This window comes from Haloferula sp. A504 (assembly GCF_044385805.1).
Taxonomy (GTDB): Bacteria; Verrucomicrobiota; Verrucomicrobiia; order Verrucomicrobiales; family Akkermansiaceae; genus Haloferula.
In genome coordinates this window covers 97,690-116,537 of the sequence record NZ_JBISBU010000013.1, presented here as the reverse complement: position 1 = coordinate 116,537, position 18,848 = coordinate 97,690, and the positions used below count along the sequence as shown (strand labels likewise).

Annotated in this window: 11 protein-coding genes; all 11 read right to left on the bottom strand. The window is 58.9% G+C overall.

The window, feature by feature from the left end; all coding sequences use genetic code 11:
* Positions 1-97: 97 nt before the first annotated feature.
* Entirely contained in the window at positions 98-892 is a 795-nt protein-coding gene (locus tag ACG2LG_RS08930) for an alpha/beta hydrolase (protein ID WP_396258255.1), read from the bottom strand.
* Between the two features lie 158 nt (positions 893-1,050).
* Positions 1,051-2,490 carry a sulfatase gene (locus ACG2LG_RS08925; RefSeq protein WP_396258254.1) on the bottom strand — a complete coding sequence of 480 codons (1,440 nt, stop codon included), beginning with the start codon at positions 2,488-2,490 and terminating at the stop codon, positions 1,051-1,053.
* A gap of 47 nt (positions 2,491-2,537) precedes the next feature.
* The gene (locus ACG2LG_RS08920; protein WP_396258252.1) at positions 2,538-5,465 is read right to left on the bottom strand and encodes a family 78 glycoside hydrolase catalytic domain; all 2,928 of its coding nucleotides are present in this window, start codon (positions 5,463-5,465) and stop codon (positions 2,538-2,540) included.
* An 88-nt stretch (positions 5,466-5,553) separates the two neighbouring features.
* Positions 5,554-7,014 (bottom strand): sulfatase, encoded by a 1,461-nt coding sequence (locus tag ACG2LG_RS08915; RefSeq protein ID WP_396258250.1) that lies wholly within the window; start codon positions 7,012-7,014, stop codon positions 5,554-5,556.
* 25 nt (positions 7,015-7,039) lie between these two features.
* Positions 7,040-9,421, bottom strand: coding sequence for a glycosyl hydrolase family 95 catalytic domain-containing protein (locus ACG2LG_RS08910; protein WP_396258248.1), 2,382 nt, complete (start codon positions 9,419-9,421; stop codon positions 7,040-7,042).
* A gap of 273 nt (positions 9,422-9,694) precedes the next feature.
* Entirely contained in the window at positions 9,695-11,104 is a 1,410-nt protein-coding gene (locus ACG2LG_RS08905) for a Gfo/Idh/MocA family oxidoreductase (protein ID WP_396258247.1), read from the bottom strand.
* A 24-nt stretch (positions 11,105-11,128) separates the two neighbouring features.
* Complete coding sequence (locus ACG2LG_RS08900) at positions 11,129-11,893, bottom strand: DUF1080 domain-containing protein (RefSeq protein ID WP_396258245.1); 765 nt, start codon at positions 11,891-11,893, stop codon at positions 11,129-11,131.
* 145 nt (positions 11,894-12,038) lie between these two features.
* A complete protein-coding gene (locus ACG2LG_RS08895; RefSeq protein ID WP_396258243.1) occupies positions 12,039-12,218 on the bottom strand; it encodes a hypothetical protein in 180 nt (59 codons plus the stop codon).
* 100 nt (positions 12,219-12,318) lie between these two features.
* Positions 12,319-16,308 carry a sulfatase-like hydrolase/transferase gene (locus tag ACG2LG_RS08890; protein WP_396258242.1) on the bottom strand — a complete coding sequence of 1,330 codons (3,990 nt, stop codon included), beginning with the start codon at positions 16,306-16,308 and terminating at the stop codon, positions 12,319-12,321.
* A 231-nt stretch (positions 16,309-16,539) separates the two neighbouring features.
* Positions 16,540-17,307, bottom strand: coding sequence for a PEP-CTERM sorting domain-containing protein (locus tag ACG2LG_RS08885; RefSeq protein ID WP_396258240.1), 768 nt, complete (start codon positions 17,305-17,307; stop codon positions 16,540-16,542).
* A 441-nt stretch (positions 17,308-17,748) separates the two neighbouring features.
* Positions 17,749-18,780 (bottom strand): hypothetical protein, encoded by a 1,032-nt coding sequence (locus ACG2LG_RS08880; RefSeq protein WP_396258238.1) that lies wholly within the window; start codon positions 18,778-18,780, stop codon positions 17,749-17,751.
* Between the last annotated feature and the right edge of the window lie 68 nt (positions 18,781-18,848).

Below are 18,848 nucleotides of genomic sequence, written 5' to 3'. Positions count from 1 at the left end.
CCGTCGAGGCCGACGACGATAAGGTCGCCTGACGCCTGAAGCGCCCGCCCCCGCCCTGGCTACCGGGGCGAGGGGTCGGATTTAGGACGCTTACGGTCTATTTCCACTTTTCAAGTAAGAATTCAAGAACTGCGGCTTCAGGAGATTTCCGACCCGGTATCTTCTCAATCGTATTGTTCCCGGTGCCATACAAATGGCACTCGATGCCATGCTTGTCACAAGCCTCCTTGAGCATTTTCGCGCACTCCGGAGGGTGCATCCTGTCGTCCGTGCTGTTCTCGTGGTAGATGAAGGTCGGTGGGCCGCCTCTCTTGATGTGGGGGATGATCATCCGCTCGGTCATCATCGGTTGATTGAAGGCCACCAAGGAATGCACTTTTCTGGTAGAGAAGGCAATCCGCTGCGAGATGGCGGCCCCGGCAGACGCTCCGGCGAAAGAGATGCGTTTCGGGTCGATGTTCCATTCGTCCGCATGCTCCAGGATAAAATCCAGCGCATCATCACAGTGCCTGAAGATCTCCTCATAGTCGTTGCCGGTGTGCTGCAGGAACGGGTAGTTCACCGAAATGCACGATGCTCCGCTGTCCAGATAATCCCTGATTCGGATATGGGCGTGGATCATGTCCTTGTCACCGAACTTGAAGCCTCCTCCGTGGAAGTACACCAAGACGGGCGTCGGGGTTTTGGATTTCGCCTTCCAAAGATCAAGCCGGTTCCTCTCGTGCTTCCCGTAGACGATTTCGGACTCGGTCGCTTCGATCTGGTTCGCCCTCTGGTTCTCGAGGCGCTCCTTCCAACGCTCGATCTGCTCCGGACTGAGTTGTGGTCTCTGTCCATAGGCAATGCTTGAAAGGCACAGGATCAGCAGTGCTCCAAGAGTCAGTGTCTTCATGATCGCATCTTCAGTGGTTGGGGATTGCTGCCTAGATTCGGCTCACCAATCGGGACGTTGGCCAGTGGCGCATTCTCTTCGGCGCGAAATAAACCCGGGGAAATCGAGGAAGTTGCGCACTATTCTCAAAAAACGGGTTCCCGCAGCAGGACCTCTTGTCATTCTCTCTTCTTGCGAGTGACTGCGAACGGGCTCTGATCCGCGCTCACCCCATCGGGCAGCGGGAGCTTGAAGAAATGATGGTAGAAGAAGTGCTCCTGAATGTTCCCGGAACCGTCGGGGAGACCAGGAGGATCGAGTTCCCCAGCCCAGGTCGTTGCCCCGTCCAGGAGGCGCTTTGCGATCTCGGGGTGCTCCTTGATGAGATTGTTCCTCTCCCCCGGATCCTCGGCGAGGTTGAAGAGAAACATCCCCCGGTTTCCGAGCTTGAGAAGTTTCCAGTCGCCTTCGCGCACCGCGGATTGCTCCCAGAAACGCCAGTAGAGCGCACGGTCCGGCAACGGCTTCTTCTCGGCCAGCATCGGGAGGAGGTCAAGCCCGTCAAGCGAGGCCGGACGGTCGAGCCCGGCCATGGCGCAGGCGGTGGCGGCGACGTCAAGGGAGGTGACCGGTGTCTTGCAAACTTGTCCGCCCGGGATGGTTCCCTTCCAGCGCGCGAGGAAGGGAACGCGGATGCCCCCCTCGGCGAGCATGCCTTTCTCCCCGTTGAGCGGAGTGTTCTTCGAGCCATCCCAGGCACCTCCCTCGATCTTGAGGCTCTTGTCCTCCATGTGGAGCTTGAGCGGGGCGCCGTTGTCGCCGATGAAGAAGATCAGGGTGTTGTCGTCGATGCCGTGATGCTCGAGGCGATCCATGATGCGCCCCACGCCGTCGTCCACGGCCGAAATCATCGCGAGAGCGTAACGCCGCCGCTCGGGCATCTCGCCGGGGAAGCGGTCGAGGTATTTCTTCGAAGAAGCCAGAGGGACATGCGGGGCGTAGTAGGCCAGGTAGAGAAAGAAAGGCTTTTCGTGGTGGTGTTCGATGAACTGCACCGCGGCATCGGACTGGCGGTCGAGGCGGTCCCCGGTGGTGCGGATCCGTCGCAGCTTGTCGAACCGATTTCCCTTCAGATCGTAGGTGGCCGAGTAGCTGTTGGTGTAGCCGTAGAAGGTTTCCTGGAAGCCGCGGCCGCGGGGGTGGAAGCGCTCTTTCGGTTTGCCGCCGTTGTCGAGATGCCACTTGCCCACCATGCCGGTGACGTATCCGGCCTCGGCGAGGCGATCGGCGATGGTCACTTCCTCCGCCGGCAGAGGCCCCATCCCGTTTTCGCCGAAACGGAAACGGTTCTGGTCGCGCCCCGTCAGCAGCCCCCCTCGCGAAGGGCAGCATTGCGGAGCCGTGACATAGCCATCGGTGAAGCGAACTCCCTCGGCCGCGAGACGGTCGAGGTGCGGCGTCTTCACGTCCGGCTCGGTCCCGACGCAGGACAGATCGGCGTAGCCGTGGTCGTCGGTGAAGATGACGATGAGGTTGGGAGGTTCCTCGTCGGCGTGGACGGCACCGAAGTGGACGGCAGGGAGAAGGGCGGCGGAAAGTAGGCTTCGAAGCGGATTCATTGGTGAAAGGTCATGAGTTGTCGTTCTGATTTCTCCTCATTGAAAGGTCAACGAGACACCTTGCTCCTGAGTGTATGCGTTCCGGCGTAGGCCCGGTAGACGGCGTGTCCGTTCTCCATTCTCTGGAAGATCAAACGGTCCGGATCTTCTGAAATGGAGACGGAGTCCGGGCCCTCGGCTGGAAGCTGAATGGTAGCGGAGGTATTGGGCGGCACCACGACGGTCAGAATCACTGCGTCGCCCTCCTTGCGCCATCCACTGGCGGCTTTTCCGTAAGGGGTGTCGAGTTCGGCACGGGCGAACTCCAGCTGCGGCGCGATGAGCGGCCGCACGAAGAAGTGCTTGTAGCCGGGCTGCCCGGGATCTGGGGCCAGCCCGGCCAAACGCTCATACATCCACCGGCCCACGGCCCCGTAGGCGTAGTGATTGAACGAGTTCATCCTCGCGTCGCCAAAACCGTCCTTGTGCGAGTAGCTGTTCCACCGTTCCCACATGGTGGTGGCGCCCTGATTGATCGAGAAGAACCAGGACGGATAGCTTTCCTTGAACAGGATCGACAAGGCAAGCTCCGGACGTCCGTTCGCATCCAGCACGCGATTCAGGTGGGGCGTGCCCAGAAATCCGGTTCGCAGGTGACCTCCCGCTTCCGCCACCAGACGTTCCAGATGACCCACTGCCTTGGGTCTCAGTTCTTCGGGAATCAAATCAAAAGCCAGGGCCAGCACATAGGCCGTTTGCGTCTCCCTGGTGTTCCTGAGGCTGCCGTCCTGGTCAAAGTAGTGTGCCACAAAGGCTTCCCGGACCCGCTCCGCTTCCTGCGCGTAGCGCTTTCCCGAGGGCTTGCCCAGAATCCCGGCTGAATCCGCGAGGATGCGCAGGTTGTTCGCGTAGAAGGCATTCCCCAGATAGTCCGGCGTGGTGTCGCCCTTGTTGTTCTCGGTGTTGATCGCATTCGGCTGCAGCCAATCGCCGTAGGTCGTCACATCGCCGACACGTCCGCCTTTCGTCCGCTTCCGATACCAGCCGACGAGATTCTCCATCATCTCGAAATTGTCGGCCAAGATCTCGCGGTCACCGGTTCGAACATAGGCCGCCCACGGAACAATCGTCGCCGCGTCCTGCCAACCGACGGAACTGTCCAGGGTATGAACCGCCGGAATCACATTCGGAATGTGTCCGTCCGGTCGTTGTTCCTCCCGCATGGAGCGAAGCCAGCTTTTGAAGAACGCATGGCAGTCGTAGTTGAACATCGCCGTTGCAGCGAAGGCTTGCGCATCCCCCGTCCAGCCCAACCGCTCATCCCGCTGCGGGCAGTCCGTGGGAATCTCAAGGAAGTTGCCGCGCTGCCCCCAGACGATGTTCTGCTGCAGCCGATTCAGCTTCGCGTGCGACGACTCGAAGGTGCCGGTCCGACGGAGACCGGAGTAGAGGACAACACCTTCGACCCAATCCTTGCCTGGCTGCGCACCCTCGGGCAGGCCGCTCAATTCCACGTAACGAAAGCCGTGAAATGTGAACGTGGGCTCCCAATCGATATTGCCTGTTTCACTTGCAAAGTAATAATCCTGGGAATGGGCCGTGCGGTAGCTTTCGGTGTAGAGCGTTCCGTCTTGATTGAGCATCTCGGCAAAGCGCACGGTCAAAACACCACCCTTCTCGACCGGAACCCGCAGACGAGGCCAGCCCACCATGTTCTGGCCCAGATCAAAGACAAAGCGCCCGGGAACCGGCTCGGTGATCGCCTGCGGAGTCAATCGCGCACCCACGCGCACCGGAGTATGGGCTTTGGGCACCAGCCGCACCTCATCCAAATCCCGAGTCACCACGGGGCGCCAGTCGCCAAGGGGAATCCGTGCGTCATACCCCTCGCCATCGTAAATGCTCGAGGTGACGATGGGACCCTCATAAGTGCCCTGCCAGCTCTCATCACTGACCACCCGTTCCTTGGAGCCATCCGCATACTCAATCTCCAACTGGAGCAAGAGTTCGGGGAACTTCCCGTAGTGTGTGTCAGTGGAGCCTCCCCAGCCCATGCGTCCCGCATACCATCCGGTTCCCAAAAGCGATTGCACCAGGTTCGACCCGCCCGCGAGCCGGTCGGTCACATCGTAGGCAAGGGTCGGGATCCGCTTGTGATACGGCGTCCAGCCAGGCGCGAAATAATCCTCGCCAACCCGCTCACCATTGATCCGGATCTCATAGAGGCCCCTTGCGGTCACGTAGAGCCGGGCTTGAGCCACTTCCCGGCTGATATTGAAGGCGCGCTGCAGGTAGGCCACGCGTTCCGCCGGAAGTGATTTCGCGGAGATCGTCTGGATCTGATTCTCACTGACAATCCGCGTCAAAGCCTTGCCATCCGCGGAGTAGGCCAGGAACAGCTCCTTGATCTCCCCCTCGGCAGGATCACCGCCGAGTGCTTGGTTCGTTGCCTCCACACGGAGCATGCCTTTCTTGACGCGCTTCCTCAGAAGCTTGGTCACGTCCCTTTTCAGTTGCGGGTTCAGCTTCGAGCGATAGACCGCACGATGCAGGACGAAACCTTTTTTTGACGACGATTCAACGGGCGGACGAATCCACTTGGCGTGCCAGTCCGCAGACGAAAGCAGGCCCATCTCGAATATAGCCGGCTCACTCCACTCGGACACCTCACCATCCTGATCACGATAGCGAACCTGCCAGACCGCCTGCTGGCGCGACTTCAGCTCCTCGCTCCCATAAGGCACGAGAACGGATTGATCCGACTCGACCCATCCGCTGTCCCAAGAGACATCGCCCTTCACCTGCAATTGGTAGGCACGTTGTTGAATCACACCGTCCGCCAGTTTCCATGAGAAGGTCGGCGTGGCATCGTGAAAACCGATCGGATTGGTAAAGCCCTCACATACTTTCAGGTCATGTGGTTTTGCCTGCACGCTTTGGAGAAGGAGTCCCGTCGCCAGGACCCGGGCGATCCTGAGAGGCGCTTTCTGATTCATTGGATTCATGGTTCCGAACGGGCGGGCAGCACTCCTTGGGAGCTGCCATTGGATCAATGGCCCCATGTTGTGCTGCCCACTTGCTGGCCTATTTTCCAAGGTCTTTCTTGATGTCTTTCGCGTACTCCGGGCGATCCTTCCATTCCTCGAAGAATGGCTCGTAGCGGTCGTCATCGACCCATTTGTGGCGTTGGGCATAGGTGTCGAGGGGCAGCACCCTGCCTTCCGGATAGTCCCGGCCTTCGATGCTGGCATCAACGGTGTCACTCCATTCCAGATAGCGCGCCTTCATCTGCTCGAACCGTTCGGGATGTGCTTTGGCGATGTTGTTCGCCTCCGACGGGTCCTCCCTCAGGTTGAAAAGCTCGAACTCCTCCCGATTCAGCTTGGTGGTATGCAGCTTCATGTCGTTGTCAATCAACGCGCACTGACTTCCATGCCTGAAAAAGATCGGGATCTCCCGCTTCTCCTGCTTTCCCTTGAAAAGCGGGTACAGGCTGATGCCGTCGATCGGCTTCACGAAGACTGTATCCGGCAGGTCCAGGATATCCGCGATGGTCGGGAAGATATCCATCGTGCTCGCCGGGTAATCCGTAGTGCGCGGCTTGATGACTGCCGGCCATTCGACAATTCCCGGAACGCGTATCCCTCCTTCCCAGGTGCTACCCTTGTATCCTCTCAGTCCCCCTACTGTATCAGGCTTGATGTTGCCGAGCCCACCATTGTCGCTATTGAACCAGACCAGGGTGTTCTCCGCGACTCCCAGCTCACGCAACCCTGCGCGTAGCCCCCCGACCGCGCGGTCAAAGGCAACCAACTCGCCGTAGTGGTTCTTGCTCCTCTCACTCAGACTTGCGAAGGCTGCCTTGTCTTCCTCGCTTGCGACAGATGGCGAATGAGGTGAGCCATCCCAAATGACCGCCAAGAAGGGTTCGCCGTCCTTCACCGCATTCTTCATGAACTCCAGAGCCGCATCGACGATGATGCCCGAACTGTCCCCCTTGAGCTCAACAAACTCGCCCTTGCGGCTCATGATTGGATCCCGGTCAAAATAGTTGGTCACAGACAGCCATTCCTCAAAGCCGAATGCGCCCGGATTGTGTTTATCGTCAGGGAACAACGGGACTCCCGGACCTATCGTGCCATTCAAGTGCCATTTGCCGAAATGTCCTGTGGTGTAGCCATCACCCTGAAGTGCCTGTGCCACTGTCTTCTCCTGCAATCGCAGAGCGAAACCGTGCGCCTGTGCGCCTGTCCGATTCGCGTTCCGGCCCGTCATCACGCTCGCCCGTGTCGGCGAGCAACTCGGCGAGGCTGCGTAGAAGCGGTCAAAGCGCAGACCACCTGCTGCCATCGCGTCGAGATTCGGGGTCTTCAGCACCGGATGGTTGTAGTATCCCGTCTGTCCCCACCCCTGGTCATCGGTCATGATCAGCACGATGTTCGGCTTGCCCGCTGTCTTGGTGTCCGCTCTGAGGCTGGCCAGCCCCAAAAGATGGGTGAAGGCAATGAGTGACAGGAGCAATAGAGGGACCTTTGGTGTGCTCATTTGTGTAGGTTGATTGAGGTAAGTATTAGAAATCAAAGATCCCTACTTCGCCTTTGGCGATCTTGATCTCTTGAACTTGGTCGCCGATTTGGAGTCGGGCGGCATTGCCTTTGAGAGATTTGACGGTGACTCTCTTCGCCTTTCCACTCTCCCAGTTCGCACCTACTTCGAAACCACCACGTGCTTTCATGCCAGTGAATGAACCCTCGGACCATTCCTTCGGAATGGCCGGCAGGATGTGAATGAGAAAGTTGAAGTCCTCGAATCCCAGCGGCCCCTCATCAGGCAGGTCCTGCAGCACATGGCTCTGTAGGAGCATTTCCGCGATCCCTGAAGTCCCCCCGAAATTGGCGTCAATTTGAAAGGGGGCATGCTTGCCCCAGAGGTTGTCATAGACCCGGTCCGAAAGGAGATTGTCGAGCAGAACCAGGCTCCGGTCGCCGTCGTGGGTGCGCGCCCAGGAGTTCAAGCGATGCGCCAGTGCCCAGCCCCTGCTCTTGTCACCACGCAAGTTCAGGGTGGTCTGGGCAGCTTGAATCCATTCCGGCTTTTGTGAAATGATCGTGCCCGGAACCAGGCCAACCAATTGGCTGATGTGACGGTGACTTCCACCATGGTAAGCCTTCTCTTCGCGAAACTCCATGAGGTAGGCGCCCAGCGGGTCACTCCCGATCATGACCGGGTCAAGACGCGGCAAATGGTCGCGCATGGTATCCAGGAGGGGTTCATCTTTTCCGAGGATCCGGGCTGCGGTCAGGGTCATCAAGTGCCCCTCGTAGACCATCTGCTGATCATAGGCGGTTCCTTTCGCCACCTTGACTCCCTCGGGACTTTTGTTCTCCGGGGAGTAGGAAGGCACTGCCAGAATCTTGCCGTCCTCCTGCTCCTGCATGACTTGAACGAGGAAGCGGCTGGATTTGTAAAGCAGGGGCCAGATCTCTTCAAGGATCTCGGTGTCTCCGGTGAATAGATACCAGTCCCAGAGAGGAAGGAGCGTAAATGGCCCGCCGCCGATGCCTCCTTTGGAGGTTATCTCCGCGGCATCGTAGGCGTGGTTGGAGTGTCCCACTGTCCACACATCATCGACCTCCTTGCCCAATTCATCCTTAGCATACAGTTTTGCCAAGTACTGATGCCGTGGATACATCGCTTGAAGCTGGTCCAGATAGGGCCCGATCATCTCGGTCAGATTCGTGCTGAAAGTCGGCCAGTAATTCATCTGGAAGTTGATATTCAGCCAATACCCTCCCGTCCATGGGGCGCTTTCCTTCCAGCTCCAGGTTCCCTGTAGACCTGCCGGCAAGGTTCCTGGGCGCGACGATGCTGCCATGAGGTAGCGACCGTATTGAAAAAACAACTCCTCCAAGTAGCGGGCATGGGCCGGGTTCTCAATCTTGTCACTCTTGTAATTGCCGCGTACTTCCGCGATCGGGATTTCAGGGAGCACGCCCCCCAGATCGATGGAGCAGCGCTCCATAATGGGCTGAAAATCGGCCAAATGTTCTTGTTTGATGGATTCCCATCCCTTCGCCCGCGCCTGGGTCAAGCGTTCCTTGATTGCTTCGACCGGCAGTGGGTTGCCCTCAAGTTTCTTTCCCTTGTCCTCGAATTCCGGTGGCGTTGCTGCGCTGTCTGAATAGCCGTAAAAATGGGTGGAGGTCAGGTAAACCTCTGGCTTGTTCTGATAGTTGGTTCCAATCGTCAGACAGACCGTTGCCGCGTTGGCTCCTGTGACCTCGACAATGCCTTCATTGCCCGACTGCGACACCTTGATATCGCCCTCATCGACTTCTACCGCGATGCGCGCCTGATACTTCGTCTTCAGGACTTCCGTCATGCCAGTGAGCACGATCACGTCACCCTCGATATCCGCTTGAACCGTTCTGCGGGGCTCGGGATAGGAATGCCTTGCCCTGAGGCGAAAGGACACCATTCCATTCTTGTCCGCGCTGATTCGGGCGGAGAACACATTGGCCGGGTAGCTCGTCAATTGCTCCCGCGTGAAGGTGACTCCATCGGCCACATAAGTGGTTGTGCCGAGGCCTCGCATGATATCCAACTGTCTTGAATAATCAGAAACGGATTCATGCTCATGTTCGGTTTCGAAATACAACTCCACTGCGCTGGAGAGCCCGATACGATGCCGCTTCCGCCTCTTCTCCCAGGAGTTCGCATAAATCGTAGGATCAGTCACCTGCCAGAGCTCCTTCTCAACACCGCCGAAAAAACTTACTCCCATGTAGCCGTTGCCCAAAGGAAAAGAGGCATTTTCCCATCCTTGAAGGTCAAGCGCCGCGGGCGCTTCATCCATCAGAATATAGTCCTTGGCTCCAGACGGAATCGCTGAAGTCAGGAGAATTGTAATAATGGGGATGGATAGTAGTGTCTGAATGAATGATCTGATCATTGTCTGCGAAATGATGGGACATCGATTCTGGTATGGTCCGTGTTCAGGGCCGTATTGGATGTGGCTGGCTGCCCAATCATGGATGAAGCAAGGCAGCGGAGGGGCATTCGTCAGTCTGCGCGCCCTACTCAGGCTTTGAGGCTTGCCCAAGTTCTGTAAGCGTCGCAAACGGAAGAGCGAGGCAGGGATTCACCCGACCTTGCAGTCATGGGTTTGCCGGTATGCGTCACGAGAATTGGGGATGAATGAACATTCCCTTGGCACGTTCACCCATTAGAGATTGTAAAACTCTTCCCAGCCTTTCCGTGGAGGCGGATCGAGCAGGGCGTTGGCCTTGGCGTTGTCGGTAATTTGCTTCTTCACCGGATCGAAGGTAAATGTGCCGCCAAGACGCTGGGAAATCATTCCGAGGTTGAAAACCTGGCAAAGCGGGCCAGAAACGCGGAAATCGGAACGAGCCTTTTCTTCTCCCTTGATGGAGAGAAGGAAGTTCTCGAAGTGGCCCGAAGCCTTTGTGGTGAACTTGGGCAGGCTGGTGCGCAAATCGAGATGTTTTTCCTTGGGGACGATGTAAAGCGGACTTGATTTGGCACCTGCCATGAACGTGAGTTCCTTTCCGTGAAGGATCTTCCCCTCACTCGGCATTTTCAACGGCCCACGTGATCCATCGCCTGCAAGTGGTCCGAGCTCCTCGGGCAGCTCAGGGTGGTTGCCGACACCGTCGTGCCATGTGACGACGCACGGTGGCATCTCCTTGCGCCCGGGAAAGTCAAAGCGGATGGTGGAAGCCTGCGGGAAAACGAACTTGTTGTGGCCCTTCAGCATGACGGCCTCGACCGAAGTTGGCAGGCCCAGCTCGAGGAATTCGTGACAGCTGTCCAGAATGTGTGGCCCCCAATCGCCGAAGGCGCCTGATCCGTATTCAAACCACGAACGCCAATTCTTCGGATGCAGTTCCTTGCTCATCGGGTTGACGGCCGCGTAGTCATACCAGACATCAAGATTCATGCCCTCGGGGACCGGATCTTCCGGATAGCCGGTGCAATCCTGCCCCCAGCCATGCCAACGGCGCCCGGAATTCATGGTGGCATCAATGCGGGTGATATCCTTGATGATTCCAGCCTTCATCCACTCCTGAAACTGGAAGTAGCTTCCTCCGGAGTGCCCCTGGTTGCCCATCTGAGTCACGACTCCTGAGCGCTTTGCCATGTCCATCAGACGCTCGCACTGTCCAAAGGTGTGGGCGAGCGGCTTTTGAACGTAAATCGATTTTCCCTGGGACATGGCAAGCATTGCCGCGCTGAAGTGGGAGTGATCCGGAGTTGCAATGAGGACAGCGTCAAATTCATCCGCCATCTCATCGAACATTTTGCGGAAATCGGTGAATGTTTTGGCATTCGGACAGGCTTCCTGGGCCTTTCTGGTGTGCTTGCCATTCAAGTCCACATCGCATAGCGCAACGATGTTGACCATTCCGGTGCTCAACAAGCCGGAGATATTGCTACCTCCCTGGTTACCGATACCGATCGCCGCGAGGTTGATCTTTTCGCTCGGTGGCAAGTGGCCCGACCCCGATTTTTTTCCCAACGCCAGATGCGCTGGAAGAATTGTCAGCGCGCCGAACGCGGTGGAGGTCTTGATGAAGCTCCGGCGGGACAGTGTTACTTTGGATCTTGTTCTCATAGTGGATGGCGATGTGATTGAAGTTCAGAGTTCCTTGACCCGGATATTTCGGAAAAGGACGGTGCCTGCTTTACCGGAATGAATCTGGAGTCCGAAGAAGCCCTTTATGTAATCATCAGTCTTCCAGTGGGCCGCGGGCACCCCGTTGATCCAGGTTTTGACGGTATCCCCCTGTGCCATCACCGTGACGCGGTTCCATCCGTCGGGAACGATGGCCTTCCGGGCCGGTTTGTGTGCGTCGAGGACGAGTGGATAATGCCAACCTCCGGCTTTCTCCCCGTAGATTCCTCCGGACCACCCTCGTCCCTGGGAAGGGCTTTCCATTTCCACCTGGGGGCCGAAGACAACCGTTTCCCCTTCCTTCTTCCCTGGTTTCGTCTGCGCCCGGATCATCAGGCCGGTATTTCCTTCGACTTGCCACTTCATCTCGACCGTGAAGATGAAGTCCTGATAATCCTGCCGGGTTGTGGAGAGGAAGGCGTTGCGTGATCCCTTGACGCAGGTGCCGGTGATGACTTCCCCGGATGCCTTGAAGGTGTGGTGCCCGCCGAGCACTGTCCAGCCCGACAGGTCTCCATCACCCTTGTACAAGCTCGTGAATCCGGCGCTGAGGTCGGGTTCGGGGTCCGAATTGATCGGAAGCTGCTTGAGCTTTTCAATGCTCGCGGTCGTATCCCTCTTGAATTTGCCTTTAATCCAGTCGAGCTGGTCTGGATCGGTAATGGAGGCGGCCGGCGAGGCCAGGGGAACGGCAAACACAAGACTGAGGAGGAGGACCAGGTTCTTCATGGGTAGGGCTTTCAATTGATGGTGATCCACGGTCTGCGATCGCAATGTCGATGGCATGGCTCATTCAGGAGAATGAGGCTGAAAGGAGCAGTCCAAGTGCGGGTCCGTGATTCTAATCGCGGGATTTGTTCACGTGAAGGGGAGGTCATGAGTTCACAACAAGGGCGTGCATGCCTTCGAGGTAGCCGTAGGGGTTGGGCCCGTGGTGTTGGCAAGTTCTCTTCAGGGCATACCTGACGGCGGCAGCCCAGTCGGCCTCGGCGACGCCGATGAGCAGGGAAGGGGTAGTGATCACGCGAGGCATGGTGAGGGGAAGGTGGCGCATGGCCAGGTGCAGGGTCGCCGCCCACCCCCGGAAAACCCAAAACCCGGAGGTGGACGACTGGTTCTGCAGAAAGGCGGGCATCGATGGCGCGGATGACGTTTTACTCGGAGACTTCCACCCTCACGAAAAGACGGTCGACCGGGGCACCCGTGACCGTGGCGGTCACGGTCGAGATTCCGGGTTCCGGGGTGTCCGTCTGGACGGTGAAACTCACGGTGGTTCCGCCCGCGCTGTCACCGTCGTTGTGGAAGCTGGTGAGATCCGCCGACCAGCGATACGCCGCGGTCAGTTCCGGAGCCGGATTGGGATTCTGCGGATGGGTGAAGGTGAAGGTTCCCCCGCTGACAGCGCCGGTGACCAGCCCGGAGGAAAAGACGCTCGGATCCGTTCCGAAGTAGTTCTCGACGCCGCTGTCGACGCCATCGTCGTCCGGATCGTCGCCGAGTCCTGTCTGTGTACCGACGCCTGGGAAGCCACTGATCCAGGTGGGGAAAGAAACGGCGAACGGTGTCTCGTTGCCGGTGTAAAGCCTGACGTTGGAGTAGCCCAGCGCGTTGGGCGAGTTGCCACCGCCGGCGTAACGTACGACGTCAATATTGTTGGCGATGCCACCGAAGCCCGCGGCATCGGTGTAGGACTTGATGGGTGTGTTTGCTGATTCCAGGGCAGCGAGATCGGGATTGATGTACAAGAAGACCTGTTCGGCCAGCTGATCGATGCGGAAAACAACAGTAAGATCCGGGTTTTGCGAGGTGTCGAGTGTGGGACCGGTCAGGAAACCTGATGCGTTCCAGGTCGTGTTGCCGCCGCCGGATTCGCCCAAACCGGCGATTTGATTGCCACTGCTGCTGAGGATCTGGAAAAGATCGAACCCGTTCTGATCGATGATCGTGTCGTAATTCGTGTCGATGGTGGCAGTCACATACGCCGATTCCTCACCCGAGATCGGCGTTGTCAGATCAATGAAGGTATGCGTGGTCGTCGAGGCGGTGGGCGGGCTGGTGATGAAATCCCCCTGCACGTTGCCGTCGCCGCCACCCTGGTCGGCGGGCATCGCTTCGATCACATTGTCGGGGCTGTCGAGGATGCGGATGAAGTCGACGTCGGTTTCGAAATACCCGGAACTGGGCTGGAAGCGGATCTGCTGCACCTGAGCGCCCGGCGCGATCGGGATGGTGATCGTTCGCTCTGTGTTGTCATGGGTGACTGCGAAAGGAGTCGATTGCCCGAGAAGCCAGTCGCTGTCCCCGGGGAACTTCCACCAGATCCTTCCGTCGCCCCAACTGCGGGAAGTCATTCTCACCTCCACCTTGGCCGGAATCGCCTTGCTCGAAAGGTTGGCCGGGCTGTCGAGTGCGGGCAGGTAGCTGTTGGAGAGCATGCGGATCGGCCCGCCTTCGTCAAACACCCGGACGCCGTAGTTGGGCGTCCACCCATCGAAGGCCGGCGGGATGTAGTTGGGATTGGCATTGGGGATGAGGGCGTCCATATCGATGAGGTGTTGTTCGATGAGGGCGTCGAGCTGGGCCACCAGTGCCGGATTGTCCGCCGCCAGGTTGTCTTCCTCTCCGGGGTCCAGCGCGATGTTGTAGAGTTCGTAACGGTGGTTGCCCTGGCCGCCATTGCCGTTGAAGAAACGGAGCAGCTTCATGTCGCCCTGCCGCACCCAAACCGCCGGGAAGGTGCCCGTGGGATCGGCGATCTGGCTGAACATGTTGTAGACCGTGTTGTTGTTGGCCGGCGGCTGCCCGAGAAGCGAGGGGACCAGTGTGATGGAGTCCACCGGATAACCGTCGTAGGGCTCGATATCGAGCATATCGAGAATGGTGGAGTAGATGGACATGTTGTTGACATTGTCCGTGCTCTCGGTGCCGCCGCTGACGACTCCCGGCCAGTTGACGATGAGCGGCACGCGTGTGCCGCCGTCCCAAACGGTGGCCTTGGCCCCGCGGGCGGGGAAGTTGTCAGTGGCCAGGGTGCCGTCGGGCGATATCCATTGATACATCATGCCGCCGTTGTCGCTGGTGAAGAAGATGATGGTGTCGTCGGTCAGTCCCAGGGCTTCCAGCTTGTCGAGGATGACGCCGATGCCATCGTCCATCACCTCGACCATGGCAGCCATGGTCGCACTTCTCTGGCGCCCGTCGTCGCTGGACTGGCCGACGTACTTGGCCCGGACGTCGGCCTTGGCCTGAAAGGGGGTGTGGACGTCATACCACCACATGTTCATGAGGAAGGGCCGGTTGCGGTGGTCCTCGATGTAGTCGGCGGCCCAGGCGGCGAGGACATCATTGACGTGCTTCCCGCTGCCGACGGGTGAGCCGTCCGGCAATGTGGCGGGAATGTTCGAATCATTGTCGAAGGGCGAAAAATAGCCTCCCGGGGGACCAGGGTGCTGGCGTCCGCCGATCACAAAGTCAAAGCCCTGGTTGTCCGGGATGTATTCATCCCGACCCAGGTGCCACTTGCCGATGAAGGCGGTCGAGTAGCCTTCCTTTCTCAGGAGCTCGGCATAAGTGACATAGGCGTTTGGCAGCCGGCTGCGGGTGCCTGCGCCAGCCGAGGGCAGGTCCGAAGCGGCACCGGTTTGGACGGCGGGGTCCAGAATCTCATTCGCGACATGTCCCGCCGCGCCATTGTAGCGCAAGCGCCCCGGATAGAGCCCGGTCAGGAGGGCGCCGCGCGTGGGCGAGCAGAGCGGATGCGCTGAGTGCGCGTTCGAATAATTGACTCCAGCATCCGCGAGGCGCTCGACGTTCGGGGTCTGGTAGAAGGTGCTGCCATTGACGGAGACGTCGCGCCAGCCGAGGTCGTCGGCCATCATCACGATCACGTTGGGGCGGTTGCCGCTTGCGCCCACCGCGATGCGGCCGAAGCGGATCTCGGCCCCGGTGGACTCTCCCTGGGGCAAATCGATGCGCAGGCGTTTGAGCGTGCCGTTCCAGTCGGGATCCGCACTCATGTCCACCTCGTAGGTCGTGTAACCGGCATCGTTCGGGACGATCGGGAATTCCACCCGGTTGCCGACATAGTCCGGGCTGTCGTCGGTCTGGAAGAACACGGCGCCCGTGGCATTGGCGGAGCCGTTCCGGGCGTGCACAAACACCTTCGAGATCCCGGTCAGGTCGAGGGCCAGATTGTCCGGCGACTCGATCTGCGGGTCGCTGCCCGCGGAGGTGATGACGAAGTCGCCACCGGTGACGCCGCTGCCGGAGACACCGTTGGCAGTCCAGCCTTCCGCGTCACCGTCGATGCTGAAGGTCCAGCGCAGGCAGGAGTCCACGGAAAGGTTCTGGTTGTGGAGGTCTGCCAGCTCCTGGTCGCTCAGCACGGTGTCGTGGATGCGGATGTCATCCATCAGGCCGTCGAATGAAAGCGCGGCGGAGGCGGAAGCAGCCGAGGGAATCCCTGCAAGGAGAGGGGTGGACGAACGGATGTCGCCGACATTGTGGGTGAAGGCGTCGGTCCGACCGGCCACCGCGCTGGCCGCGAGCGCATCCGCACCCCATGGGATGGCCGTCACCTGCAGAAGCCCGTCCTCCGCTGTGCCGGGTGCGGTGGAGGCACGGTAGCGCAAGGCCACGAGATACCATTGCTCCTTGCTGAGCAGGGCGTTCAGCGGATTGGCGGTCGATTTCTTGTGGGTGCCGTCGCCGACAAAGGAACGAAGCCCGCCGTTCTGCGCCTTGAAGTTGAACCCGGTGGACATCGCCGTAAACGCATCACCGTTGCTGCAGTCGAGAATCCGCTCGTCGGTGTCGAAACCATCCGGGGAAAACCGGATCCAGGCGGTGATGGTGAAGGTGTCCGCTGGCAGCAGTGCCGAGTTCGGGCCAAGATCGATATGATCGCCTTCGGTTTCCTCGAAGTCGTGTGCCCCGGCGATCACACCCGCCCGCCCGCGCAACAGCGCACTGGGAGTGCTGCCGTCGATCCCGCCAACGCTGTCGGCAATCGGCAGGTGCTGGAATGTTTCGTCGAGTCGGTAGTGATGCACGACTCCCGCGTTGAGCGGGAGCGAAAGGACCCACAATGCCGCTGAAGTCAGGGTGCCCCTGCACAGGATCGTGGAGCCGGGTGGATTTTTCATGATAAGGCTGCAATCAGGCGGCATGGGGCCATCAATGGCTCGGTCTTGCCTGATGGGTTTTCGAGTAGGTTTTTCTGGATTTGGGCGATAGAGGATTCGGATGGATGGGCAGTCGCACAATGGGTTTGGCCACCGTCCCCGCCGACCGCATTTCCACGGGGAGCACCACAAAAACCCCGCTCCCTGACGAAACAAAGAGCAGGGCTGGAAGATGTTCCTCAAGGGAACGGCTTACCTGCGGCGGCGCAGGGTCAAAACCGAGAGTCCAGCCAGGCCGACCAGCATCGCGCTGGAGGGCTCAGGAATTGCGACCACAAGTGAGAACGAGTTGATTGTATCTGTGGAACCCTCAGATCCAATAGCAATCGTATCGATCGAATTCTCAAGTGTAGCTCCGAGGTTAGTCGCAGTGGCAAAGGCTGTTGAGCTAGCCCCTTGATAGAAGTAAGCATCCCACAGTCCGCTGCCGTCACGGGTATCAAGTTCAATCCTATAGGTCTCGGTGCTTGCAGCGGAAGTCGTGCTACCCTCATTCGAAGCAGTGCCGTCAGTGAACGCCGAACTGGTGGACGCATTGCCGCGCTTAATAAGCCAGGCCACACCAGTCTGAAACAAACGATCTCCTTCAGAGTCATCAGCAAAGCCGAGGCCGCTCCAATCGCCGCCCCCGGATACAGACACGGTTGCATTGAAGGTAAGCGTGTAGACGTATCCATCAACCGGGTTGAATGCCAGTTGACCCTGAGTATCGTCCTCAATTAGGCCAGCTTGGGTAAAGGATGGAGTGTTAATGCCCGTGATGACCCAGTTGGCCGTGGACGTGCCGTGGTCCGCACCGAGGATAATGCCGGTGTTGGCGGTGTCGGGCGCAACCAGGCCCAACGAACCGGTTCCACCATCAAAGGTGTGCTGGTACAAAACAGTTGCAGCTTGCGCTGAACCGACCAGCAGGGCCAGGCCTGAAGCGGCAAGGATGGGGGACAAACAATGCTTTCTCATGAGAGGATTTGTTGAGGACGTTGAAGCTTTCGGTTTTTCCTCAGAATCTGACTGTTCGGAGAACCAAAATGGTTTTCGGTTCAGCCGATCCCGGAGGAATAAGGGATTCGCAGGGGAAGGTCTCGATCAGCGGAAACGTTACACGATTTTTTCGCGGAAATCCGGCGGGGCGGGAAAAACGAGGGTGCTGGGGTGCGGACGGAGATTCTTGATCGGGGGGGGGCGCAACCGCGTCGCCCCTGGCGGTCGGTGAGAATCGCAACGCGAGACTCGAGCAAAATTGGTCGAGGTGGGCCCAAGGGGAGCCAACCTCGTCGTCAGAGAGTTGGTCGATGAGTGAATTTCTCCCATTCGATGGCGTTGCGGGCGGCGGCGGCTCATGGGTGGGTGGAGAATTCTGCGCCGAGTGGATCCCGTGGAGGACGCGGATGAATGTTCCGGTCAGGGCAGACTCACGGCACGGACGAAGTCCTTCGGGCTGCCGGTCAGCGTCATCCTCACCGTGGCGTCGCCATTCGTGTCGGTGGTGACGAAATCACCGCTGGCATCGACATCTCCGGGATCGGTGCCCGGGTTCGCCTGACTGAGCGGGGTGACCAGGGTGCCGGGAGAGAAGTCCAGAGTGGTGGACGATCGGAACTCGAAACTGGCTGCGGCACCTCCGTCGGCAAGCGTCACCTCCCAGATTCCTCCGCCCAGGCTCGAAAATGATGTGATTCTCGGCGACGGGGTCTCGACGGCATCGACGCTGAGCGAGAACGACTGGAACGCGGCGGTCCCCGCGGCAGCGTAAAGCGCGCCAATGCCGACACTCTCAATCTCAACGGCATCGAGATCGCTCACCGTCCTCTCAAGGGAGCCACTCACATAATATTGCGCCGACCAGTTGCCTGCGCCGCCGGTGGTATCCAGAACGAATGTCAGGGTCGTGGGAGCGGTGGTGTCGAAAGTACCGGTCACCTTACCGGCATCTGTAGTACCTCCATTGGGATCGAAGAAAAGCTGTTGGCCACCACTGCCTTGTGTGAGTCCCCAAACACTCAGGCCATCGCCATTACCAAGGGGATCGCCGGTCCAATTGTTGGTTGCGAAGAACCCCGCCGCGTGCCAGCCGAGACCGTTCCCGGTGACTGCATCATTATCAAAGTTGGTCGTTACGGAAAGGGTGTAGATGTAGCCATCTTTAGGCGTGAAAGAGAGCGTAGCACTGTCGCGGATGTTACCCGAGGCAGGGTTCGCGTCATAGGTGCCATCCGCCCGGAACAGGGCGTCCGCGGTCCAAGTCTCACCAGAAACTGTTCCGTACTGGGTGTGCTGCGCACCTGTGGCACCGGAGGTATCCACGGCGACGCCATTCAATGGACCGCTACCGGTGGTGAAATCGTACGAGTAGAGCACGATCTGGGCACTGGCAGGGCCGGCAGGGAGCGCGAGGATGGAGAGTAAAACGAGTGGAATTTCCGATAATTTCATGGGTTGGGATATGATGGTTTAGGGGATCTGACTGTTCGAGAAACCAAAATGGCTCCGACTCCAACCGA